This is a genomic window from Candidatus Cryptobacteroides sp. (assembly GCF_056207615.1).
Genome location: NZ_JBAEER010000187.1, coordinates 1 through 24034, shown reverse-complemented (window position 1 = coordinate 24034; position 24034 = coordinate 1). Strand labels below are relative to the sequence as shown.

Here is a 24034-nt window from a genome sequence, read left to right as displayed (position 1 = left end):
TCATCATGGCATCGAACGATAATAAGACATATTATTTCCCATGGGTGAGAAAGGGACTCGGCAACAGCATCACCGAGCTTGATACGCTGGGGCAGGGTTCTGGTACCGTCATGACTCGTCCAGAGGTCAAGATCGTGACCGACTTCAAGGTGCATGGCGTCGAGAAGAAGGACGAAAATGGAAAGAAGATTGAGCAGGAGCCCGTCAAGCTTTCGCAGAAGAAGACCGTGCGCTTCGTCGGACCTGGTGATGTCCTTTCAGTGAATCCTTCGGCAATCATGAAGGTCAATCCGACACCGGACAGCGCCACTTTCCCCGTTCAGTTCTATCCATACGTGGAATTCTGGGAGTCAGACTTCCCATGGAGGTATACCCCGGCAAAGGCTGACGACAGAAAGCTCCGGCCATGGCTTGCGCTTCTCGTCTGCAAGTCAAGCGACATATCGCTCACGCGCCCGGGTGTCGGTCTTGAGTACTTTACCTTCAAGGGTGACGAGGATGCCTACAAGGCACTTTTCCTCGAACCTACGGAGCTCTTCAAGACCGCTCATGCTCAGGGAAGCGAGGAGGATGTTGCTGATTTCTCAAGGATAATTGCACTTCGAAACAGCGATAAGCTCGAGGCGAACACCAGGTATACGGTGATGCTCGTACCTACATTCGAGGTCGGTCGTCTCCGTGGACTTGGTAACGATGACATTTCTGAGACAGCCGCACAGGCCTCAGCGTGGGAACCTACTATGGCGCAGCAGAAGATCAAGCACCCATTCCGTCCTCTTGAGTTCCCTATATATTACAAATGGAACTTCACTACTGCTGAAGACAGCTTCGATGAGCTGGCAAGGAAACTTCAGAAATACAGCAGCAAGAAGGCCGGCATCGTTCTCGACGTCACCCAGATGGGTGAGGGTCTCGATTACTCGTCAAAGGACAAGGGACGCAAGAGCATCGTGATGCCCGCGGCGACAACTCCGATGGATGCCACTGTCGAAGAGCCATTCCCTTCTCCGACTAAAGCCAGCGAGAAGAAGACTTACACAAACTTGAAGGCTTTGCTTGACAACAGTCCGGTATTCGGAGAGAACAAGAGTGCGATTCTCGGAAAGGCGTTCATGGGAGAAGGTGACCCCGGGGACGATGATCCTATGGTAGTACCTCCTGTATATGGTGCCCGTCACGTTCTCGCCACCGAGCTATGCAGTCCTGACAAGACCAAGCAGTGGGTCGACCAGATAAACCTCGACATCCATAACCGTGCGGCTGCCGGACTTGGAAAGAAGGTGGTGCAGAACCATCAGGAAGAGCTCGTGAACAGGGCATGGAAACAGGTTGAGGCCGTGAAGGCGCTGAACGTGCTCCTTTATAACCGTCTCGTCAGCATGAGGGCGAACAAGTCCCTCTGGAACAAGACCGTCGGTTCTTATGGAGACAACGAACAGTTCATTGCCGGAATGCTCAACTACCTCTCCACAATGAAGAATGCGGGCGGAGACGTATCCCTCTCACAGATCATGAAGGACAAAAGGATACCGGAAGGCTTCGCGAGCGCAAGCTTCCGTAAGCTCTCCGACAGCGTCGCAAGGAAGGTCGGGAACCTGGATTCCACGACTCTCCTCGAGAACATCGTCAAGAACCAGACCTTCGAGATCGAATCCAAGAAGCATCAGAACCTGCATTCTCTTGATGAACTGAGGAAAGTGTCGGATGAACTTACCGATGTGGTATACTCGTGGGTTGTGGCGTGCACTTCTTCTCCTTTGTATGGATGCATCAGTTTGGATGACAAACGCGAGTTCGCCCCAGTGGACAGAGTCGCACAGGCTAATCTGGACATGAAATCTTCGGGAACTGCGAAGATGAGGTTTTCGGGTGTCGCCACGAAGGATGCATGGAAGAAATTGAAGGAGGCTTCCGTCAAGGATAACGCCATAATGTTCCTTTTGGCGAACGTATACTCGAAAGAATTCTCAAGATACGATTTCCTTGGTATATCTGACTACTACTTCTACACAGAGGGAAATATCACACGCATAGACTCGGAGACATATACCAAATGGTTCGGTGTCTCAAAGCCTATAACCATAATGGGAAGCGGAGAGACTGCCGTGTATTTCGTCAATGAGGGCAGGTGTCCGGAGCTTCTGTCAGCTCATAAGGGAGGAGCATTCTCTTCTCATGCGCTCAAATTTCCAGACAAGGTACAGAATGCCAGCGAAGCGGTATTCTTTGCGGATGGAAACTTTGACTGGGGATACCTCGAAGATAAGTTCAAGGGTGGACTTACCGAAGGGGAATTCATAATCATAGACACATCGGTACTGGGCAGCTCGGAGTGCCAGACCTTCAAGACTCTTGCGGAATATGTCGAATTCCTGAAGAAGCCTGAAGATGGTATGGTCCAGGTGGTGAAGAGCCTTTTCGAAATGGACGCGATGCTTAAGGAACTCGAGAAGCAGGCCGGCAAGAAGACGACGCCTCTTGAGATAAGGGTCGACCCGAACGGAGAGAAGCCACGGGAGCTTGCCAAGAATCTTCAGAACGAGGAGGCTTATGAAAGCATGGTCGCCGTTGCTCAGGCATACTATTCGATTTTCTTCTCGGACACAAGCGCCGGAAAGAAACTTCGTGATGAGTACATCGACGATCTCCTGACGTCCAAGTACCCTATCATCGCCTATCCTATATTCCCTGAGCCGACCTTCCACTATCTCAAGATGGTCGGACAGAACTTCGTGCTCCCAGGAGCAGCGGAGATTCCGGAAGATACCGTATCCATGGTCATGAGCAACCCAGTCTTCGAGGAGTCATACCTCTGCGGCATGAACACCGAGATGGGACAGGAGCTTCTCTGGAGAGAGTACCCTACCGACCAACGCGGTTCATATTTCCGTAAGTTCTGGGATTCGGAAACGGACAAGGACAGCATCATCGGCGGAAGATTCTTCGACATCAAGACCGTCCATAGCTGGGACAAGCCGCTAGGAGGGAACCACATGGCAGGAAAGGATGGACTTCTCATCTTTGCCGTGAAGGGCAAGCTCATGAGGATGTATCCTTCTACTGACATCCGTCTCAAGAAGGCAGTACTCGCTGGAACGCGCAAGGTGGATTTCGACGCAGATGACTCCAAGGACATACTGCCGGTAATGCAGTCTTTCCTCAGCGAGGACATCTTCCTCGTGGGCTTCAAGGTCAGCCTCGACAAGATTGTCGGTAATCCGACAGAAAAGGACTATGGATATATCCTTACCTTCACCGAGCACGTGGATGACCTCAATTTTGACTCGACCGTACCGTTTGGTGGATTCGGTGATTCCGCCAGCGTTGCCAAGGGCATAGTCAACAAGCCGAACCGTTTCGGTAAACATATTTCATTATTCCTTGCAGACTAAAGAATTATGAGCAACATATACGATCAGGCCACCCTGGCTAGGGAATTCAGTGGTGTCATCAGTGGCATCGAAAATACCAGACCGCTTCTGCTTTTTCCAGTGCGTCTGGAGACGCACTATCGTGAGTCTCTCGCACCGGCATCCTCTACTGTGGGAAGCAGTCAGAAGTCGGTCGGCGGAGGCGATAAGAAGAAATCTGTAGACCTTTGCGTGAGGATATTCCCAGATGAGATCCTCCTCGATTACCATAACGAGAAGCTTACTCCTCAGGAAATTGCGGACGGAAAGTTCTTCTGGCTTCAGTGGTTCATCGCCAGCGGCAGCGATACGAGAGAGTTCGAGGCTTGGCAGGTTCTGTGCTCCAAGTATGATGTCGACAAGGCGTCCTTGATAGCGAGACTGCTTCGTCCTGAAAATCTCGACTTTTATATGAACAGGCGTCCATACCTCAGAATCGTGGAAGTGGAGGATGCCGTCCATGGCATATATGAACTTCTTAGCGACACCCTTCTCGACGAGGATCTCAAGAAGCAGAGCATAACTGAGAGAAAGATAGAGAAGAATCTCCAGGATGTCGACGATTGTCTGTCCGTCATCGTCAATTGCGTGCGCAATGCTGAGTGGGTGGTGGACTATCTCTATGACCAGATTATTTCAGCCATCTCATATCTCGAGAACAGAATCAGACTTTTCACCGAATTCTATTCGAAATACCGTGACCGTCTGATCGGGGACCTCCAGGCAATGGAACTCTGGGATAGAGACTATAATGAGCTTATCGGTATGGAGAAGAGGGTAAGCGGAATTGCCTCAGAATTTGACGGGCGAAGGATTTCCCTCGCGGATATGGTCAACATGTATCTGGAGGACAAGAAGAACATATATGTCTTCCCTAAGGTAGATGTCGAGAACTCCGATTATCCGGCTGCACCGAAGTCTGACGTGTTCCCGGAGAGGTTCGTGTTGTTTGCGGAAACGACTTCGGGTCAGTACCTGACGCGTTACGGAAACCCGGTGAAGAAGAACCTTGCTCTCGGCCTTGTCCCTTCCGAGGACATGAACGAAGGGGTCAAGATGGATTCTGACGGCAACCTGACCGAGGTCGGAAAGGTCAACTGGATGGTTGACTATGAAGAGGCGGAGTCCTCAGGAATGGCCATTACCCTGCCGAATGTGGGTAATCAGAGCTTCAAGTATATCTATGTTCTCGGTCTCCGCAGGACGTTACGTATTTCGGGAGACTCGTTCGATGATCAGGAAAAGTTGGGTAAACTGTTCTCGGGTCACAACTACATAGGTGAAGGCTTGAGCTTCGTACATAAGGGAACTCCTACCAACGAGGTCGACGGTGCTGCTCCGATCGAGGATCTTTCCGAGGATGAGATCATGCGAATCCGATACGATATCGAAGTCCTCGAGAGGTTCAAGGACAGCATCAGCTATGACAATGATGCAGCTGTCCTCTCAAACGCCCTGGGCTTGAACTATGATGAGACTTTAGGCAGGGTCGCAGGATATCAGGGCAGTGATCTCCATGAGTCGGCAGTTGCGATGAAGTCCTTGTGGACCAAGTATGTATCTGATAGAATCTCTGACGATTGCCAGTCTTCTTTCAAGACCTTCATGAAGGAAGTGGGCGACTTCTTTGCAAAATATGTCAGGGCGGCAGGAGTATATCCTACCTTGAGGGTAGGCAACAATCCTTACGGCATCATACCGGTAACCGACTATATGGCTGCTCTCGAGTCCATTATCGATGATGGTAGCCAGAGCGAGAGCATGAAGTTCCTCTACTATTCGATATGCAAGCTGGGAGCGAAGTGGCAGAAGCTCAGGGATTCAAGCGTTACGACAGTCACCAAGTCCACTGCGGAACCGGAGAAGGTGTTCCTCGAGACGGCGTCGCAGAACGCAAGGTCGGTAGACTATTCTTCGAGGACCTTGGTAAAGTCCACGTTCCTGGAGGATCAGCCAGCTCAGAATCAGGAATATCTGGGAATCTCAGATCCTTACTTCAGTTCTACGCTTTTGGATGACGAGAAGGATTTCGACCTCTCGGAAATGGTTTCGACAGTGAAGGAAGCTCTCCCGGATATCACAGACGGCAAGGCAGCAGATCTGGTAGGAGAGTTCATCGACGTCATGTCATATCGTCTCGACGCGTGGTATACTGCGATGGTACGCTATATGGCCGTCCAGAAGAACAGACCTTCCCGGTATCCCGCCATCGGTGCCTACGGTTGGGCTTTCAATCTCAAGCGTAATGCACGTAAGGTGCACCCTTCGTCTGATGCGATCGCTGCCAAGATGAAGTTGCCTGAGGGCACCACGATCATGAAGGAGGACGGCGAGAAGAGAGGTGAATATATCCTTGCACCATCAGTCCAGCACGCAATAACTGCTGCGGTCCTCAGGAGCTCGTATCTGGGAGCAAAGGGTAAGGGCAAGGACAGCCGGCTCTGCGTGAACCTTTCATCAACCAGAGCTCGTCAGGCCCTCAGGATACTTGAGTGTATAAAGGATGGAATGGCTACCAGCGTGGTTCTCGGTACCGAGTTCGAAAGGTATCTTCATGATGTGGCGAAGAATACCAATTACAAGAAGGAGATGGATAAGTTCATCTATCCTATGCGCAAGCTCTATCCACAGTCCGTCGATATATTTTCTCCAAACGACAGCAGGGCGAAGAACTACACGATGAATGTCATCAATGCGGAGTCCCTGCTCAACAGCATCATTTCCGAGTCCGTTCCTGTCCATTGGACCGGCAACGAAAGACTTTCGTCTTGGCTGATGACCAATTTCGACGAGATTTCTCCGCTCAATGAGCTGAAGAATCTTCCGGAATGCAATGACTACGAGCTGCTGCATACGCTCTGCGAGCTTATCGAGAGACTCTATGACTCATACGACGCGCTGAATGATTTGCTCCTGGGCGAGGGCGTTTATCGTCTGGTTGCCGGAGACAAGGCTTCTTTTGCCGCGATTTCGAACTTTATGGCCAAAGGTGTAGGAAATGTTCCTTCGCCAGCCATCCTTGATACTCCTCTCGAGTATGTTGCGGTCGCTCATAAGGCTGGACTTGCTCTGCCTAGGCCGTCAGGCAAGGCCCTGTCGGTACTCGCAAACGCAGAGCCTTCCGTCGATCAGTGGGTAGGCGACATGATAGGCAGCACCGGCAACATAGTTTTCTGGGTAGAGATCACCGACGAGTCCGGAAAGGTACAGCTCTGCAAGAGCAATCTCAGGGATATGGACATTGATCCTATCGAATATCTCTATGCAAGCTCTTCGGAGCATGCCTTTGCCAATCTGCTTGAGATAAAGTGGAGGAACAGGAACCGTTGTCGTACCGCGAAGCTTAGGATACTTACAGGAGACGCCTCTGAACTTCCTGAGGGTGAAATCCTCGATAAGGACTTTTCCGAGTTCTCAATCTATGAGGATTCGATGCGAATCAACGATCTCCGTGCCTTGGTCGTAAGTTCAAGACCGATGAGGGCAAGCGATTTTGCTCCGGGGAAGGACCTGGACGAAGAGAAGGCCACGGATATCGATGATCTCAAGAACAGGCTCGAATCAACCAAATCATATCTCAGGACGTTGGAGTCCAGGGTGAACAGCCTCGCTGACCTTGCTGCAGACGGAGAGTTTATCGATGACGAGACTCTCTCAGACATGTACTCATGCATTGCTACGGCGATCGAGTGCGGCCTGTATAATGCTTCACTTCCATATCGTCCGGAGATATTCATCAGCCAGTATAATCTGATTACCGAGCGTCTGGTCTGGGACAAATGCGTTGAGGTGCAGAAGCAGTTCCTTGCTTCATTCAAATCTATCGCAACCATCATTGCAGACAAGTTCGAGAACTGCAAGAAAGTGAAGCTTGTCAGCAGCGAATCATACTGTGAGGCAATCAGGAAACTTGTGGCAGATTCATTCAAGGTGCTTCCGAAGTTCAAGCTTGACGGCCAGCTCGAGGAAGAGGACATGAGAATCTTCTCTGCGTCCGTGAACAAGGAAATCGAGGAGAATTTCCAGAATGTAAACGCTCAGGTCATCGAGAACTGGGTTGAGGAAATAGCTCAGGTCCGTTCGGGAATGAAGACATGGGAGAACCTCTCCATGTTCGAGCTCGCGGCCGGTATTGAGGTAGGCAAACCTGTCGTTTTCCAGGTCAAGGCCGACCGCACTGCGGGAATCGACTGGCTGGGAACTGTAGTGTCTGCCGAATCCGAGCTTGACGATGCCGACTCTGTGGTTGTGCTTTCCGGCAACAACATGAGCGCGTCCGGATACAACAGTGGCCTTGTGATCGATTCGTGGATAGAGTATATACCATATATGAAGCACACCGCCGGAATGGCTATTCACGTGGATCAGCCGGATGCTGAAGCTCCACAGGCTATTCTCATGGCCATATACCCTAGTTTTGGCGGAGCTACGAATAACTGCTGGAACTTCCTGAAGATAAGGGAAATCATGGACTCTACCAGATTCGTAATGCAGAACAGGGCTGTCGATCCGGAGATAATCCGCAGCGACAAGGATCTTTCCCAGATTCTTCCTCTTCTGAACGATTCCGTAATCCATGGATATGCCGGAATAGGCGGAAGCTTGCATTCATTCACTCTGAAGCAGAAGGAATATGTCGCACAACTCGGCAAAGATATATTCGACAACATGCCGGGAGGTTCAAATCTTGGTAAAACACTAAAATAGAAAGACCATGTCAACTAGACGAACAGATCCAATCGTTTTGAAATCGCCCGGAACTGTGTTCTGGACTAATGAGCCTTCTAATGCAGACAATTCAAAACGGATAACCTGGGGATTACTTACCGATTCTCCCGTAAATGAATACTATCATAGAATTGAACCGCATACAAGGAACAGTAACTATTCTCAGGCCCTTTCTTTCGAGGTCTATGACCCTCTGTGGGCACTCGCACGCCAGTGGCAGTTCGGCCGCTTTGAGGCGGACGACTGCGGCTCTGCCGTAAAGGTCAAGGTAAAGGCTAGCCGAGCAGCGCTTGACAAGGTTGAAATGGGTGAAAAGCTGAGTCGTTTCTCTCCTTACGAGCCATTGGAATATGGTGTCGAAAGGCGTAATGTCCAGATTACTCCTTATGATCGTATCGAGTCTGCCAAGCATTATCTCAAGATGCTCCAGAACGACCTCAAGACCAATTCCTACGGTACCAGAAAGACTTTGGCAGATCTTATTGCCAAGTACCCTCTCGATGACTTCACCAAGCCTGTAGGGTCTTCTGCCGAGCCCCTTGAAGCTCTCAAGCTGGCTGAGAATGATAAGCTGAAGAAACTTTGGGCCGTCTATGGCGGACGTATGTTCGATGGCGTGAAGCTCTATCTTGATGTCAGGAAGACTGGCGGTGACGGACGTTTCATCAGCTATTGCAGCTGGTTTGAGGAAAAGTACGGCAATCTTCAGGGAGAAGAGAGCGGTGCATGGGACGAGAAGAAGCTCGGATATGATGTTTCCGTCTATGCCGGCGATGCGAAGTATACGGCCGAAGACTACGGTTCTGGTCGTTTGTCATGGTATAGTTTCGACAGCTACATAGGGAATCCGAAACCGCTTACCAAGGAGAAATTCCTATCATATCTTCCGACTCCTGCGACATTCAAGGGAGCGCCAAACAGGAGGCTGTGGGAGTTCGAGGACAGCAAGGTCCAGTTCGGAAACTTTTCCAACGACGAGGTGTCCCAGCTGGCAAGTGCCGTCATGATGCAGTACGCTGCCCAGTATGGCAATGATTGGATGGTAATTCCTCTCGAGACCGAGATCGGCTCCATAATGGCGGTTGACGGTATCGTAGTGGTCGATTCCTTCGGAGAGCATATATACATAGAAAAGACTCCGGAGACAAATGATCACCACTATACTTCCGACACTTTTGCCGACAGATGGTCTCTTTATACCCTTGCATGCAAGGATGCATATACCCGTTGCTATTTCGACACTCATCCTTGCCTGTTGTTCCCTCCTACCGTTCTCAGGGCAGAGGAGAGCCAGGCTCTCGAGGAGGTGCAGTTCCTCAAGGATGAGATGACCAACATGATATGGGCGGTCGAGAATACGATCGCTGACGGCTGCGGAGGAACGATGGACGGACGCTCGTTCTCCGACAAGGTCCTCACTGTCGTGGATGAGCAGAAGGGCGAACCGGCAGCTCCGGACGCCAATGCAGAATACTCATACCTGGTGCAGAACAGAGTTCCGCTCAACTGGATTCCTTTCCTTCCTCAGCGAATGGAAGGAGAACATCGCGAGATCGTCTTCAGACGTGGACGTATGCCGATATGGTACAATGAGCAGTATTGCTCAGCACGTCCATCAACCGGCCTTCTTGCTGCCAAGTGCGGTGCTGACGGAAAGGTGAAGCCATTCTATGTCTACGAGGAGCAGGTCAACGGAAACGGTGTCAAGCTTGTTTCTACAGCTCAGAGGACTAGGTGGGTCGGCGGCAGGACCTTCAATTGGCGCGGTTATTCCAAGAAGATTTCCGGCTATCAGACCAACAGCGGACTCATGTTTGACGAGCTCCTTGAAGTCGTGAAGAGCGAGAGGGAGAACGTCGGCAAGGAAGAATAGGATGGTAAGGGGAATCCATATTTTCAGCACTGCTCCCAAGAGGTTGAAGTCCGACAAGAGCTTAGGCAAGGCTGGCCTTCCGCCCTATGAGGTTGTGTGTGCTGTCCTGTCGGCCCTTATGTGGAAGAGGCTGAACGGACCGATAAAGTTCTATATGGATACCCCTACATACGAGTTCTTCAAGGGTTTGGATATACTTGATGTCTGGGACGAGATCGATACGGATACTCTGGACCATCTACCGGAGGATATCAATCCTCGGATATTCTGGGCTTCGTCCAAGCTGGTCGCCCTCGATGCCGAGCCTGCTCCGGTCGCGATGGTGGACCTTGACCTGATCTTCTGGAAGGAGCTTGGAGAAATGCTTGAGAGTTCTCGGCTGACAGTGCTCCACAGGGAGTATATTACCGAGGACGTATATCCTCCAAAGGAATTGCTGAAGGTACGTAAGGACTACGAATTCGACCCTGACTGGGATTGGACGGTATGTCCATGCAACACGGCGCTCGCTTACTTCAAGGATCAGGAATTCAAGGATTACTACATCTCGAAGGCCTTTGACTTCATGAAGGGCAACTATGTGATGGCCGCTGATTCGGTATCGCAGATGGTGTTCGCGGAGCAGAGAATACTTGCCATGTGCGCCGCGCAGAAAGAAATAGAGATCGGCAGCATCATCACGAATCCCTTCGATGATCAGAACGACATATTCACCCATATCTGGGGTGCCAAGGACATAGCCAGGAATCAGAGGTCGCAGGCTGCTGCCCTGGTTCAGTCCATGATGGACAGGATCAAGGAGCTGGATGAGTCAGTCCATGACCGTCTGGACAGACTGTTTTTCGGCAAGGATCCTGAAATGGAGGTCCTGCTCGGTCCTGTCGGCCACTATGTGGTCTGATTGATCCAATCTATTCCCACAGGGAAGCGGAGAAGCTGCGGAGTCCGGCTCTCCATACGGGCCAGTCGTGGCGGCCGGGCATGGTATGGAGCTCATACTTGTAGCCCCTGGACTTCCACTCCTTGGCGAAGGTACGCGCGTGGTTGTAGACTATGTCCCAGACTCCTACATAGAGCTCGCAATGCGGAGGGTTGGGGCCCAGGAAGAGAGCGTCGAGCTTGGCTTTCCTTCCGCTGTAGAATTCAGGATGCCCTACAGCCTTCGAGAACGGCGAGAACATGCCGAGATAGCCGAAGACCTGAGGATTGTTCGCGGCGATGTACAGGGACTGCAGCGAACCGATGGAAAGGCCGCAGATGGCCCTGTGTTCGCGGTCCGGGATGGTGCGGTAGAGACTGTCGACGCGCCGTACGACATCGTTCATGAAGCTACCTTCCATTCCGCCGGTGACCGAAGTGACGCATTGCATCATGCTCCGTTCCCTGCCGTATCCATAATCGTCGTCGTCCCGGTAGTTGTTCATGTTCGGCATGACGACTATGCACTCCTTGGACCTGTCGGAAGCGGCAAGCTCATCCATGATTTCCATCATCTCACCATGGTTTACCCATGAAAGCTCGTTCTCCTGCGCCCCGTGCAGAAGATAGAGGACGGGGTATGACTTTCCGCTGTCCTCATAGCCTTCTGGGAGGTAGACCATCATCCTCTTCTCGGATATGTTCTGGTTGGTCGGGACATACAGAATCGACTCCAGATGGCCTTTGGGCTGGTATTCGGAGGACGGTGAGCGGTACTCGCTGAGCTTCATGAAGCGTGACCCTGCACAAGAACTCACGATAAGGGCCACGCTCAGGAGCATGGTCACTATCGTGAGTCGTATGACGGGTTTATGCTGCACGCCTTGAGTCGTCTGCTACTTGAAGAGCAACTGTGCGAAAGTGTTGAGATAGAGTCTCCAGTTCGCCCAGGTGTGACCTCCGTCAGAGAGGTAGTAAGTGTGCTCGAGACCGTTGTCGGTAAGGGACTTGTCGATGGCGTTTGAATTGTTCAGGATGAAGTCCGAAGTACCGCACGCGAGCCAGAAGAGCTTGTAGCCGTCCTTCTTGAGCGCCTGTGCAGCCTCATTGCTGAGCGAGCCGGCTGCTGAGAGAGGGCAGATGTAGTCGAAGAGCGACGGATAGAGTGAAACTGCTGAGACGGTATGGCCGCCACCCATTGAAAGTCCTGCGATGGCGCGTGACGAAGCCTTGGCGTCAACCCTGTACTCCTTCTCGATGAACGGAACTATCTCGGTGCAGAGGCTCTTCACGTATGCATCGGCATTTGCCGGATCCCTGAAGTTGATCTCGGACTGAGGGAGACCGAGGGTCTGTGCAGCCTGCTGGTTGGGATTGCCGTTCGGCATCACGACTATCATAGGCTTCGCGAGTCCTTTCTCGATCAGGTTGTCGAGAATCTGAGCTGCGCGGCCCATCGATGACCATGCTTCCTCGTCTCCGCCTGCGCCGTGAAGGAGGTAGAGCACAGGATACTTGGCCTTAGGATTCTTCTCATATCCGTATGGGGTGTACACGGTCACGCGGCGGTTGATTCCGAGAATCTTGCTGTCGTACCACTTGTAGCTTACGGTTCCGCGATGCTGAGCCTCGCCGTAGTTCTCCGTCCTTTCTCCGGGAACGGTGAGCATGTTGAGGTATCTGGTGCCATCACGCTGCACATAGAAGTTCTGTGGGTCGTTCACGGCCGTTCCGTCTACGATGAAGTTGTAGGTGTGGATCTCTGCGTATGGGAGAGGAAGGGTCACTGCCCATACGTTACCTTCGCCGCGGACCATGTCCACGGCTTCGCCCAGCCAGCTTGCCTGGAGCTTGACGACGGTGGCATAGTCTGCCTTGAGCCTGAAGGTCACGTCTGTTGCGCTGAGTTCCGGTGAGATGACGCGTGTGGCCTGCCTGAAGTTGGCGATTTCCTGTGCAGAAGCTGCGGACACGGCGAGTGTGAGCGCTGCTGCGATGGTGAGGATTCGTTTCATTTTTTTAGCGTTAGATTAAGTTGTTGCCGAAAGTACGAAAAATCCACCGAAAATAATAATTTAAGGTCATGAAACGGAGAATTATGCCCGAGTTCTTGGCTTTGTGGGCATTAAGTGTTAAGTTTGTTACTATCACTAAACTACGCATAAATGAAAAGAATCCTGACTAGCTTATTGGGCCTATGCTCCATAGCGGCAATGGCTCAGACACCGAACGTATACAACGTCGGCGGCAAACGGTATCCTCAGGTCAATCCTGACAAGAGCGTGACCTTCCAGTTCACCGCTCCATCCGCTGACAAGGTCGTCCTCAGCCTCGGCAAGGACTACGAGATGACCAAGGATGAGAAGGGCGTGTGGAGCGTGACCACCGATCCTCAGGTCGTCGGCTTCCACTACTACTCGCTCAAGGTTGGTGGCCTCAGCGTCATCGACCCGGCATCCCATACCTTCTATGGCACCAGCAAATACTCGAGTGCGGTGGAGATTCCCGAGGATGCTGCAGCGTCGGACTACTACACCCCTAAGCAGGGCGTCCCTCAGGGTGCGGTAAGGTCGGTTCGCTTCTACTCGGACGTATGCAAGGAGTGGAGAAGGATGTATGTCTATACTCCTGCCGAGTACTATCAGAATCCGGACAAGCGCTACCCTGTCCTCTATCTCCAGCACGGAGGTGGCGAGGATGAGACCGGTTGGATCTTCCAGGGCAATGCCGACGTGATCCTCGACAACCTCATCGCAGCGGGCAAGGCGGAGCCTATGATCATAGTCATGAACAGCGGATACGCCAAGGTCCCAGGCAGCAGCGACAGCTTCGACGCCTTCGAGCAGATGATCACCGAGGAGGTGATTCCTTTCGTGGACGCCCGCTACCGCACCATCGCCGACAGGGAGCACCGCGCTACCGCCGGCCTTTCATGGGGCGCAAAGCAGGCGTATGACCTCGCTCTCGGCTATCCTCAGTACTTCTCTGCAGTCGGTGGATTCAGCGGAATCATCGTCGTCGGCGAATTCGGCAGAGGCAACCCTGGCATCCTCGACAAGGCCCAGCGCAATGCTGCATACAACGGTATCTTCGCAAACCCTAAGCAGTTCAACAAGGACTTCAGCGTGCTCTTCATCGCGAACGGCGAGGCAGAGGGCTCACACCTTGCGAACATGTCCAAGACCCTCAAGAAGGCGGGCATCAAGAATACTTTCTACCAGTCTCCTGAGACTGCCCACGAGTGGCTCACCTGGAGAAGGTGCCTCTACAACTACGCTCAGTTAATCTTCAAAAACTAATCAGGCTATATGAAAAAGAATATATATACACTCTGCATGGCTGCAGCCCTGCTTTCAGTCAATGCATTCGCCCAGGAGAGCGCCAGCACCAACATCATCGGCAAGGAATATCCGAAGATCAATCCTGACAGGACGGTCATGTTCCGCGTAGACGCCCCTACCGCAAAGTCGGTCGCAGTAGACCTAGGCGGCAGGCATCAGATGACCAAGAACGCAGCCGGTCAGTGGGAGGTCACCACTCCTGCCCAGACTCCCGGCTTCCACTATTACGGTCTCATCATCGACGGAGTCAAGGTCTCTGACCCTAACAGCCAGCAGTTCTTCGGCGGCGGAGTGATGCAGAGCGGAATCGAGATTCCTGAGGTCGCGGTCGACTACTATCTCGACAAGGACGTTCCTCACGGCGAGGTGCGCATGCAGCGTTACTGGTCCGAGCTCACCAAGAGCTGGAGGGTATGCTATGTCTATGTACCTCCTACATACGATACCAACCTCAGCGAAAGGTACCCTGTGCTCTACCTCCTCCACGGAGCAGGTGAGGACGAGACCGGATGGTCTACCCAGGGCAAGATGTACAATATCATGGACAACCTCATCGACGAGGGATCTGCTGTTCCTATGATCGTGGTCATGGACCATGGCGTTGCGAACATTCCTGACCTCAAGCTCGCGAGCATGTTCGACTTCACCGCTTACGAGAAGGTCGTGATCGAGGAGCTCATACCGATGATCGACAGCAAGTACCGTACTCTCGCAGACAGGGAGAACAGGGGTATCTGCGGTCTCTCGCTCGGCGGTTTCCAGAGCTGGACCATCGCGATGAACAACAGGGACAAGTTCTCATGGCTCGGCGGATTCAGCGGCTCAGGAAAGGGCCCTGGAACCACTCCAGACCTCTATGACGCTTCCCTGAACAAGGACTTCCACCTCATGTTCATCAGCACCGGTACCAAGGAGTCACCTCAGATGTACGCTACCGTGAAGAACTTCCACGTCATCCTTGCGAACGCTGGCGTTAAGCATGTGTTCTACCAGTCTGCGGGCACCGACCATGAGTGGCTCACCTGGAGAAGGTCCCTCTACAAGTTCGTTCCTATGATCTTCAAGAAATAGGGATGAAGATTATCCGCAAGACTATCGCATTCTTCTACTTCACGGCCCTTCGGCTCAGCTGCCGCAAGTTTCCGGAGAAGATAGAATACATAGAAGTAAATGGCCTGACCCTCCTCTATTCCATCCGTGGACCGGAGGGGGGCAAGCCTGTCGTGCTCATGCACGGAAACGGCGGCTCGCACAAGAGCATGGCCACCCAGTCCCTCCAGCTTGCGAAGGCCGGATACAGGGTCTATACGCTCGAATCCCGAGGTCAGGGAGAGAACCCTCCTCTCGATGAGTACCACTATGCCGACATGGCCGAGGATTGCTACCAGTTCATCCAGAAACTCGGGCTCGAGAAGCCGCTGGTAGGCGGATGGAGCGACGGCGGAATCAACGCTCTCCTTCTCGAGATGGCCCATCCGGGCACATGTGGGCTTATCGTGGCGGCCGGAGCAAACCTCAAACCGGACTGCGGTGAGGGCTTCGAGGAATTCAAGGCATGGATACTCGAGCAGGGTACTCCGCTCGCGATGATGATGCTCAGCGAGCCCGACATCGATCCCGCATCGCTCGCGGCGATAAAGTGCCCTTCGCTCATCACCGTGGGAAGCAAGGACCTCATCTCGGTTGAGCATACCAAACTCATTTCCGACAACATTCCGGATGCGGAGCTCGTCGTATTCGAGGGCGCGAGCCACAGTAGCTATATCAAGAAAAATCCACGCCTGGGCCGCTGCATGCTCGATTTCATGGCCCGTCGCGGATACTGATTCCCTGCCGCGAATAAAGATATGGGAAATATAAAAGGCTGACCTTTGCGGGCCAGCCTTTTATAGTGGTATGGGTCGTCCGATGAGGACGAAGCCCGGTCAATTACTTGTTCATAGTCTCCGCTACCTCCTGTGCTGCAAGAGCGAGGATGACGTAGTTAGGAAGAGAGTTTACGACGCACTCGTTCTCACCCCAGTGGAACGGATAGTCGTCCTTGTTCTCGAGGAAGTCAGGATTTCTCTTGAGGAGACCAGGGCTGATACCGCCAGGGATGACGGTGTAGTCAGCACGGTTGTTACCGTAGCCCACCTTCTTGGTGTTGACACCGACTGAGAGGACGAACGACAAGTTGTTGTATGGGTGGCATCCGAAGAGGTAGTTGAGACCCTCGAGGACCTTCTCAGGATTTACGAGCTCAGGATACTGCTTCCAGAGCATGTAGAAGTTGATAGAGTTAGCCATTACCTGGTTGTTGCCAGCCCAGCCGCCACCGTTGATAGGAACGCAGTAAGGGTTGTCGGTACCAAGCTTTGAGAGGCTCTCTACGTACTTCACTGCAGCCTCGTCAACCAACTTCTGGGTATCCTTGTCGAGCTGGTCGTAGATGCGGAGTACTGACTCGAAGCCGAAGAGGTTCACGAATGCACCACCCCATGCGCCTGTACCGTCGGTCTCAGGATTGATGAGCTTGGTGATGTTCTCCATGTAGTAGTCCTTGAACTTCTGGTCGCCGGTAGCATTGTAGAGCTCGATCGAAGCAACGATCCTTGCATTGTTGTTGCCGGCCCATCTTCTTGCGTTAGGGTCAGTGATGACAGGCTCTGGCTGAGTTGCGTAGGTGTTCCAGAGATAGAGGGCGTTCTTGAGTGAGCGCTCAGCCTCCTTAGGGAAGTACTCCTTGAGTGCAGGATATGAAGCGGTGAGGGCGATGATTGAGTTCATCACGCTGGCGCCGGTAGGCCTGCGGGTCATGACGATACGGTCGTCATAGGTACCGCTGCGCTTTCCGTCAGCTGAAACCTCGTATGGCTTGAGAGATGGGTCGTAGATGAGACCGTCGGTAAGAGTGATCGCATCACCGAGGTGATGGTACTGGTGCATCTGTGGCTGACCGATGTTGCCGGCAACGAAACCGATGTTCTCGATCTGTGCGTTGATGTTGAGGGTACCGTGCATGATCTGCTGAACCACATCCGGAACTCCGTCAGGACGGTGGATGTCAGCATACTTGGTAACCTCGTCGATGAAGGTCATATCACGCTTAGGAGCGAACATTCTCCAGAGCTTTGGGAGATCCACGGTAGTGGTGACGACAGAGTTCTGCTGGATGTCGAAGTCACCTGCGTCATACCAACCGCCGACTGCGAGGCCAGGGATGTGCTGGAGAGGTTTGTACTTGGTGAAGTTCTCGTCGCCCTGGGTGTAACCGTCGTGGAGATGGATGTTGGCTGGAGCCATGATCGCGTCGTCCATGTTTGCGCGGCCGTGCCAGATGCGGTGAGCCTCGTTAACCTCCATGTGGTCCATCGCAACAACGAGAGAGATGTCCATGGAAGCATGCCACTTGTCGTTGTAGATGTCCTTGTCGATAGGGAATGCGTTAGTCTCGACGCCTGCATACTCGATAGAGTAGAGGCCCGGCTCAGTGATGCTTGAGAAGTCGATGGTAACGTAGTTGTACCTGTTGTTGTAGATACCCCATGGCTGAACCTTGGCGGTCATTGCGAGCTCCTTTGCGCCCTCACCGTTGACCTTGAGGATCTTTGCTGTGGTCTCAGGCTTGTCGTTCTTGTCAAGCTCCACGACTGCGACCTTGTTCTGTGCAGGGGTGTAACCCACCTGAGAGAAACCGATGTTTGGCTCACGTACCCAGGTAGGATCGCCGTCAGGCTCGAGATACCACTCGAGGACCTTGCCGGTCTTGCCTGCAGGGAGGAGTGAGCGTACCACGAAGGTACCGTTCTGTGCGAGGAGACGACCGTCATAGAGGCTTACTTCCTCGTCAGAGTCGATGCTCACGCGGAGGTTCTTGTCCTCTGGTGCGAGAGTGATGCTGTGACCGGTTGAGAGCGGAAGCGGAACGAGGAACTCGCCGAGTCCGCGATCGTCGAATGTGGTCTCACCGAAATACTGAGGGATCTTCTCATCGACTGGCTTCACCTCAGTGTCGTGGAAAGGATATTTAGGAAGGATCCTTGCGCTGCCGTCAACGAGGTAGTTCTTTCCGAAGTAGGAAGCAGGGAAGAACTCGAGGTTCATTCCGGCCTTGCCTACGAGCTCAGCAGGGACTGGCTTGTCGAGGAGGACCTGTACGATGGTACCCTTGCCCTTAGGGAATACGCGGAGCTTGTAGTCGAAACCGTAGTCCTCGTAAGAGAGGCTGACCTCGATGCTCTCGTCCGCAGGGTTGACGGTACGGTCGGTCATGGTTGCATAGATGTCCCACTGCTCTGGGGTGTTCATGAAACGGACGCCACCGCCGGTAGCGATCCTCTCACCGCGCTGGATGATCTCCAATCCGGCGAGCTTCTCGTCGCAGAATCCACCGTTGTAGATGTTGCTGTACACGAGAACGTTGGCGCCGGTCTTCTCGAAGTACTCGAGATCGTTAAGCTTCATCTGCTGCGTGCCTTGATTGCACGAAATCAGGGTGAGAGCTGCGGCACCGATCAGGTAAACAAATGACTTTTTCATATAAGTTGTATTGGTTTTGTGCAGTTTTCGTGAATTTACCAATTTCAAAGGTAGTCTTTTATTTGCAATAAAAGGGCGGAATGATGCGAAAACTTGTATATCTTTGTGTGTATTAGTGGAAATATTGCAAATACAACCAATACAACTATGCGCAAACTAATCCTTAGCACTTGCACCCTCGCAGCAGCAATGCTTTTCGTGGGTTGCAATCAGTCTCAGTATGAGTACCCTTACCAGAACCCTAAGCTGTCTCTGGATAAAAGGGTGGAGAACCTTCTCTCTCTCCTCACTCCCGAGGAGAAGATCGGTCTCATGATGAACGGTTCGACCTCAGTCGACCGCCTCGATATCCCTGCCTACAACTGGTGGAACGAGGCTTGCCACGGAATCTGCTACGATGACGTGACCGTTTTCCCACAGGTAATCGCCCTCGGCGCTACCTTCGACGCTCAGCAGCAGTACGAGATCTACACCGCAGTCTCTGACGAGGCTCGCGCCGTGTGGAACACCACTGACCACCATCAGCTCGGCGTAGACAAGCCAAGCGGCGGAATCTGGCATCAGGGTCTCTCTTTCTGGTGTCCTAACGTCAACATCTTCCGTGACCCAAGGTGGGGCCGTGGCCAGGAGACTCCTGGTGAGGACCCATATCTCAACTCAGTGATGGGTGAGATGACCGTGAAGGGTATGCAGGGTAACGACAAGAAGTATCTCAAGCTCCACGCTTGTGCAAAGCACTATGCAGTGCACAGCGGTCCTGAGCCACTCCGTCACCAGTTCGACGTATCCGTTTCAATGCAGGACCTCTGGGAGACCTATCTCCCTGCATTCAGGACCCTCGTGAAGGACGGCAACGTACAGGAGGTGATGTGTGCTTACCATCGCTATGAGGGTGAGCCTTGCTGCGCTAGCGACAGGCTTCTCCAGAACATCCTCCGCGAGAAGTGGGGATTCCAGGGCATGGTGGTATCAGACTGCGGCGCTGTCGCTGACTTCTTCCGCGCAAGCAACCATGGCACCCACGCCGATGCAGCCGAGGCTTCCGCAGACGCAGTCCTCTCTGGTACCGACGTCGAGTGTGGTACCAGCTACACCGCTCTTGCTGACGCGATGGAAAGAGGTATCATCAAGGAGTCTGACATCGACGTAAGCGTTCGCCGCATCCTTCGCGCTCGCTTCCAGCTCGGTATGTTCGATCCTGCAGAGATGCTTCCATGGGCAAATCTCGGCCTCGAGCAGCTCAGCAGCCCGGCTCACACCGCCCTTGCCAACAAGGCAGCTCATGAGGCTATCGTCCTCCTCAAGAACCAGGACAACGTCCTCCCTCTCAAGAAGAACGACATCACCATCGCAGTCGTCGGTCCTAACGCAGACGACGCTCGCGTGATCCTCGGTAACTACAACGGTTTCCCTACCGCTGCCAACACCAAGACCATCGTGGACGCAATCCGCGAGGCTGCTCCTGGCGCGAAGGTCATCTATGAGAAGGGTTGCGACCTCGCCGATCCTTTCCTCACTACCCACTACATCTCTCGCATCAACGGCGGTAAGGGTCTCCACGCTGAGTACAGCAACGGAGTTGAGTTCGGCACCGTGGCAGCAACTGCTGACTATGACGAGCCTCTTACCCTCAATACCACTTCACCTGCGCTCGCACATGAGGATTGTGCATGGATCGAGGGTCTCGGTCTGAGCAACTTCTCAGCTCGCTACACCGGTAGCTTCACCGCTGACTACACCGGCGACATGGTATACTCAGTCCGCGGTAGCGGCAAGTACAACTTCAGCGTGAACGGCAAGACCGTCGCTGAGCAGGCAGAGGCTCCTGCAGGTCGTTTCTTCTTCGGAAGGAACATGGCTCCTACCACCTTCCCGGTGGTTGCAGGCAAGACCTACGAGATCTCTATCGAGCTCTCACAGCCTGAGGCTAAGTCTTCTTCATTCTCATTCGACCTCTACAGCCGTCGTCCTGTCGACATCGCAAGCGTTGTCGAGAAGGTTCAGCCAGCTGACGTGATCGTGATGGTAAGCGGTATCTCATCTGACATCGAGGGTGAGGGCCACGACCGTTCATACATCGAGCTTCCTGAGATCCAGCAGCAGCTTCTCGCCGCTATGGACGCAACAGGCAAGCCAGTCGTTCTCGTGAACGTTTCAGGTAGTGCAATGGGCTTCGGTAACGTTGAGAGCCAGTACGACGCACTCATCCAGGCATGGTACGGCGGACAGGCTTGCGGTCTCGCAGTTGCTGACGTTCTCTTCGGTGACTACAACCCTGCAGGTCGTCTCCCTGTAACCTTCTACACCTCTACCGAGCAGCTTCCTGATTTCCAGGACTACACCATGAACAACAGAACCTACAGGTACTTCCAGGGTGAGCCTCTCTACGCATTCGGCTACGGTCTCAGCTACACCAGCTTCAGTTACGGTCAGGCTAAGGTTTCCGGCAAGGCTGCCAACATGACCCTTACCGTTCCTGTAACCAACACCGGCGCTCGTGACGGAGAGGAAGTCGTTCAGGTTTACGTGAAGGCTCTCGACATCCCAGGTGCTCCTATCAAGGCCCTCAAGGGATTCAACAGGGTCAAGATTGCTGCCGGCCAGACTTCGAACGTGACCGTCGCTCTCGACAAGGAGGCATTCTTCTTCTACGACGAGGCTACCGACGAGCTCTCGCTCAAGCATGGCAAGTATCAGCTTCTCTACGGCTGCTCATCACGTGACTGCGATCTCCAGGCCGTTCAGGTTGAGATCTAATCTCTCGGCCTAGATCTGGTCTATCGTAATTCGCTGTTTATCAGCTAGATAATATATGGACGGCTCCCCCGCGCGGGGGTGCCGTCCGTCTGTTAATGCACTGTGAGCCAGCGCTTTATGACCGCAGGAGGGTGTGTGCTTCCCGCTGCCCAGACTGGGAATGGTCTGCTATCGTTTCTGGATGATGACGCAGGCGCCGCCGCCCGGGGCCATCGTGAGATCGATCGAGCCGGCCTTCTTGCCGCCCTTGACCTTCACTTCGCGTGACTTGGTGACCTCCCTGTTGGTGAGGTAGTGCGCATCGTCCGCATCCTCGGTGATCTTCGCGATGTAGCGGCCCCTAGGAAGGAAGCTGAGGTCCACGCTGACGGTGCGTCCGTCCTCTGAGGTTGCGGCGCCGATGAGGTAGCGTCCGTCGCGAGACTCACGCATCATGACGATGTACTCGCCGATCTCGCCGCTGAGGGTGTGGCTCTCCTGCCATGGCTGCTGCTGGCTTGAGAGGAACTCGAGGAGCTCCGGATGCTTGTAGTAGTACTCCGGAATATCAGGAATGACGGTCGCGCCAGAGTAAGTGATAAGGGTACGTGCCGCCTCTGCGCATACGGTCGATGGCACTTCCTGGTTGTTGTCCACGCGGGTGGTGCGTCCCTGACGGAGGTCGAACATACCGTTGTTCATGTCGACAGGACCGGCGATCATGTTCACGAACACCGATGTCACGAAGGTCTTCGGATAGAAGATGCTGTGGCCGTCGAGCTGAGCCTTGCAGAACTCGCGGGTCACGGCGTTAGGCCATGTGCGTGACTGGCCCCATGGATGGACAGGATAGTCGTGGAAATCCACGCAGAGGTGGTGCTTCGCGCAGAGCTCGGTGATGTTGCGGGTCTTCTCGTTCTTCTTGGTGTATGAGTCGAACATGAAACCGTACTTCACACCAGCGGCGCCCCAGCTCTCATACTGGGAGAGGGTCTCTTCGATAGGGTAGTTCCTGCCGGCGACGTCGTTGAGGTAGAGCCATACGCCCACGCCCTTCTCCTTTCCGTACTGGATGATGCGCTGCACGTCCTTGGCCTTCTCGCCCTTGACTGGGTCGGACTCCTTCGCGAATTCAGGACCATACCAGTTCGCGTCGAGAACCAGCGCGCTGAATCCCTGCTCCGCTGCGAAGTCGATCATCCTCACCCATGACTCGTAGTTCATGCCGTAGTTGAAGCCTTCCCAGACCGCACCGTCGATGCGCCAGTCCCAGAGGTTCACGCCCGGCTTCACCCAGCTGAAGTCCATGCCCTTCGCCGGGTCTGGGTTGAGGAGTTCGATGAGGTGGGAGTCCACGAGCGAGCCCGGGGTCTGACCGAACATCACGACCCTCCATGCGAGCTCGTCGCCCTTGACGACCTCGGTGTCCTCGGACACGACGCTGAACCTCTTGCTGCCGGAATCGGACTTGAGAAGGAGCGGCTTGCCCTTGAGGAGGTAGGCCTCATGCACGGCGAGGTAGAGCCTGTCGGAAACCTTCACGGTCATGACCGGCATCCTCTCGCCCTCGCTCTCGAGCAGGGACTCGGGACCGATGTTGTGGCGCTCGCCATTGTAGAACCATGCCGTATAGTTGCCTTCGAAGTTGAAGTCGCTGATCTCGTTCCATGTGCTCTCGCCCTTCTCGCTGACCATGCGCCATGCTACTCCGTCGTTGTAGGCGCGCAGCTCGATCGCAACCTCGCTGCCCTTGGTGCTGAAGAGTATCCTTGCTGCGTTGTACACGTCCGGAACGACGGCGCGCTTGCCCCATACCGGCTTCCATGTGCCTTTGTGCTTGCTCTTCTTTACTTTTCCGACCTTCCAGTCGGCTCCGGGAACGTCTCCTTCAGGAGAGCTGTAGCCCATGCGTGAGCCCGAAAGGACGGTGACTCCGTCGACGGTCAGGTCGAAGGTCGGGACGCGCTCGATGCCGGTGGATACGGTGAGCTGCGCCTTTCCGTCAGGAGAGGAGATGCTGCAGATCTGCTCCGGGCCCTTGCTCTTGCTGCAGGAAACGGTCGCGAGCATAATGATCGATGCGAGTAGGATAAGTCTTGTCTTCATGTGGTATCTGATAATAAGCGAAGGTAAAGATACGATTTTACGGAATAATTGACTAATAAGATTTTTATGAAAATCTCATAATGAAAAATTCATAATGCGTTTTTCAATAAGGAATTGTAATTTTGTTGAAATCCTAAATGAGAATAACACCAACTATACACTTATGAATAACTTAGACTTTAAGACCGGCCTTGCCGCGGCACTCGCTTCGGCGGCCATCATCCTCAGTTCATGTGCGGGCAGCAAGGCTCCCGCGATCGTCAGCGTCGAGGGCGGACAGCTCCAGGGCGTCGAGACCGAATATCCGGGCGTGTATGTGTTCAAGGGCGTTCCGTTCGCTGCGGCTCCAGTTGGCGAGCTCAGGTGGAAGGCTCCGCAGCCTGTGTCTCCGTGGGAGGGCG

Annotated in this window: 13 protein-coding genes; 9 read left to right on the top strand and 4 right to left on the bottom strand. The window is 53.5% G+C overall.

The window, feature by feature from the left end; all coding sequences use genetic code 11:
• The first annotated feature begins 5 nt into the window (after window positions 1–5).
• The 4 genes from AC06ND_RS10160 to AC06ND_RS10145 are packed head-to-tail and all read left to right on the top strand — an operon-like array spanning window position 6 to window position 10912.
• Entirely contained in the window at window positions 6–3392 is a 3387-nt protein-coding gene (locus AC06ND_RS10160; RefSeq protein WP_475678866.1) for a hypothetical protein, read from the top strand.
• Window positions 3393–3398: 6 nt separating this feature from the next.
• On the top strand, window positions 3399–8117 hold the full coding sequence (locus tag AC06ND_RS10155) for a hypothetical protein (protein WP_475678865.1): 4719 nt from the start codon (window positions 3399–3401) through the stop codon (window positions 8115–8117).
• A 55-nt stretch (window positions 8118–8172) separates the two neighbouring features.
• On the top strand, window positions 8173–10011 hold the full coding sequence (locus AC06ND_RS10150; RefSeq protein ID WP_475678864.1) for a hypothetical protein: 1839 nt from the start codon (window positions 8173–8175) through the stop codon (window positions 10009–10011).
• A gap of 1 nt (window position 10012) precedes the next feature.
• Window positions 10013–10912, top strand: a complete 900-nt coding sequence (locus AC06ND_RS10145; protein WP_475678863.1) for a DUF6734 family protein — start codon at window positions 10013–10015, stop codon at window positions 10910–10912.
• A gap of 10 nt (window positions 10913–10922) precedes the next feature.
• Here AC06ND_RS10145 and AC06ND_RS10140 read toward each other — a convergent pair whose 3' ends face one another.
• Together AC06ND_RS10140 and AC06ND_RS10135 are read right to left on the bottom strand one after the other, a co-directional pair.
• Window positions 10923–11810, bottom strand: a complete 888-nt coding sequence (locus tag AC06ND_RS10140) for an alpha/beta hydrolase (RefSeq protein ID WP_475678862.1) — start codon at window positions 11808–11810, stop codon at window positions 10923–10925.
• A 15-nt stretch (window positions 11811–11825) separates the two neighbouring features.
• On the bottom strand, window positions 11826–12944 hold the full coding sequence (locus tag AC06ND_RS10135; protein WP_475678861.1) for an alpha/beta hydrolase-fold protein: 1119 nt from the start codon (window positions 12942–12944) through the stop codon (window positions 11826–11828).
• A 150-nt stretch (window positions 12945–13094) separates the two neighbouring features.
• Here AC06ND_RS10135 and AC06ND_RS10130 point away from each other — a divergent pair, with 150 nt between their 5' ends.
• From AC06ND_RS10130 to AC06ND_RS10120, 3 genes are read left to right on the top strand one after another with little or no spacing between them, the layout of a single operon-like run.
• Window positions 13095–14228 carry an alpha/beta hydrolase-fold protein gene (locus AC06ND_RS10130; RefSeq protein ID WP_475678860.1) on the top strand — a complete coding sequence of 378 codons (1134 nt, stop codon included), beginning with the start codon at window positions 13095–13097 and terminating at the stop codon, window positions 14226–14228.
• Between the two features lie 9 nt (window positions 14229–14237).
• Window positions 14238–15341 carry an alpha/beta hydrolase-fold protein gene (locus AC06ND_RS10125; RefSeq protein WP_475678859.1) on the top strand — a complete coding sequence of 368 codons (1104 nt, stop codon included), beginning with the start codon at window positions 14238–14240 and terminating at the stop codon, window positions 15339–15341.
• Between the two features lie 2 nt (window positions 15342–15343).
• Window positions 15344–16096, top strand: coding sequence for an alpha/beta fold hydrolase (locus tag AC06ND_RS10120; RefSeq protein WP_475678858.1), 753 nt, complete (start codon window positions 15344–15346; stop codon window positions 16094–16096).
• 103 nt (window positions 16097–16199) lie between these two features.
• Here the strand turns inward: AC06ND_RS10120 and AC06ND_RS10115 are convergent, their stop codons facing one another.
• A complete protein-coding gene (locus AC06ND_RS10115) occupies window positions 16200–18791 on the bottom strand; it encodes a glycoside hydrolase family 9 protein (protein ID WP_475678857.1) in 2592 nt (863 codons plus the stop codon).
• Between the two features lie 147 nt (window positions 18792–18938).
• On the opposite strand from AC06ND_RS10115, the gene AC06ND_RS10110 reads away from it, so the two are divergent.
• Window positions 18939–21548: a glycoside hydrolase family 3 C-terminal domain-containing protein gene (locus tag AC06ND_RS10110; RefSeq protein ID WP_475678856.1), complete on the top strand. Its 2610-nt coding sequence runs from the start codon at window positions 18939–18941 to the stop codon at window positions 21546–21548.
• 168 nt (window positions 21549–21716) lie between these two features.
• Here AC06ND_RS10110 and AC06ND_RS10105 read toward each other — a convergent pair whose 3' ends face one another.
• On the bottom strand, window positions 21717–23633 hold the full coding sequence (locus tag AC06ND_RS10105; protein WP_475678855.1) for a glycoside hydrolase family 97 protein: 1917 nt from the start codon (window positions 23631–23633) through the stop codon (window positions 21717–21719).
• 163 nt (window positions 23634–23796) lie between these two features.
• On the opposite strand from AC06ND_RS10105, the gene AC06ND_RS10100 reads away from it, so the two are divergent.
• Window positions 23797–24034 (top strand): carboxylesterase family protein (locus tag AC06ND_RS10100; RefSeq protein ID WP_475678854.1); only part of this gene is annotated, 238 nt, incomplete at its 3' end.

What these genes read in the sequence shown, in the direction of transcription:
- AC06ND_RS10160 (WP_475678866.1), top strand. Translation starts at nt 6, where the DNA reads ATGGCATCGAACGATAATAAGACATATTATTTCCCATGGGTGAGAAAG.
- AC06ND_RS10155 (WP_475678865.1), top strand. Translation starts at nt 3,399, where the DNA reads ATGAGCAACATATACGATCAGGCCACCCTGGCTAGGGAATTCAGTGGT.
- AC06ND_RS10145 (WP_475678863.1), top strand. Translation starts at nt 10,013, where the DNA reads ATGGTAAGGGGAATCCATATTTTCAGCACTGCTCCCAAGAGGTTGAAG.
- AC06ND_RS10135 (WP_475678861.1), bottom strand. Translation starts at nt 12,944, where the DNA reads ATGAAACGAATCCTCACCATCGCAGCAGCGCTCACACTCGCCGTGTCC.
- AC06ND_RS10130 (WP_475678860.1), top strand. Translation starts at nt 13,095, where the DNA reads ATGAAAAGAATCCTGACTAGCTTATTGGGCCTATGCTCCATAGCGGCA.
- AC06ND_RS10125 (WP_475678859.1), top strand. Translation starts at nt 14,238, where the DNA reads ATGAAAAAGAATATATATACACTCTGCATGGCTGCAGCCCTGCTTTCA.
- AC06ND_RS10120 (WP_475678858.1), top strand. Translation starts at nt 15,344, where the DNA reads ATGAAGATTATCCGCAAGACTATCGCATTCTTCTACTTCACGGCCCTT.
- AC06ND_RS10115 (WP_475678857.1), bottom strand. Translation starts at nt 18,791, where the DNA reads ATGAAAAAGTCATTTGTTTACCTGATCGGTGCCGCAGCTCTCACCCTG.
- AC06ND_RS10110 (WP_475678856.1), top strand. Translation starts at nt 18,939, where the DNA reads ATGCGCAAACTAATCCTTAGCACTTGCACCCTCGCAGCAGCAATGCTT.
- AC06ND_RS10105 (WP_475678855.1), bottom strand. Translation starts at nt 23,633, where the DNA reads ATGAAGACAAGACTTATCCTACTCGCATCGATCATTATGCTCGCGACC.